The sequence below is a fragment of the Ectothiorhodospira sp. 9100 genome (assembly GCF_022227565.1).
Classification (GTDB): domain Bacteria; phylum Pseudomonadota; class Gammaproteobacteria; order Ectothiorhodospirales; family Ectothiorhodospiraceae; genus Ectothiorhodospira; species Ectothiorhodospira marina.
Genome location: NZ_JAJNAN010000151.1, coordinates 1 through 403 on the forward strand (window position 1 = coordinate 1; position 403 = coordinate 403).

The window sequence follows — 403 nt, forward strand, 5'->3', positions numbered from 1 at the left end:
CAGGCTGTTGTCCTGCTTCCATGCCGCGTACTGGCACTGCCATTCGGCCAACGCCCAGTTGTAGGCGAAACGTGCCGTGCCTGCCGCGCGGGCAAAATAGGTCGCCTGCCTGTTGTTGGGCGCAAGCGCAATTCTGTGGGCACGGATCATGTCGCGTCCTCCACGGCCTTCTTCACGCCATCCAGCAGCTTCTGGTTCTTGCGCGAGCGGCTGCCATAGAGTCGGGCGCTGAACACGGTGATGATCTCCAGCACATCTTTCGCCAAGTCTTCCTCAAAGGTCGTATCTTCACCCTGGTTGAGAATCACCACCTCGACCTCCCTGGCTTCGCAGATGGCAAAGACCAACTCGGCCCCGAAGCGCAAAAGCCGATCCTTGTGGGTGATCACCAGTCGCCCGACTT

General features: G+C 59.8%; 2 protein-coding genes. Both read right to left on the bottom strand.

Translation table 11 applies throughout. The annotated features are described in order from the left end of the window. Nucleotides 1-150, bottom strand: a 150-nt coding sequence (locus LPW29_RS15695; protein WP_338018718.1) for a helix-turn-helix domain-containing protein, incomplete at its 3' end; no start/stop codon positions are given. Further along, a partial coding sequence (locus tag LPW29_RS15395; RefSeq protein ID WP_443112366.1) for a recombinase family protein occupies nt 147-403 on the bottom strand: 257 nt, incomplete at its 5' end. The genes LPW29_RS15695 and LPW29_RS15395, both read right to left, overlap by 4 nt.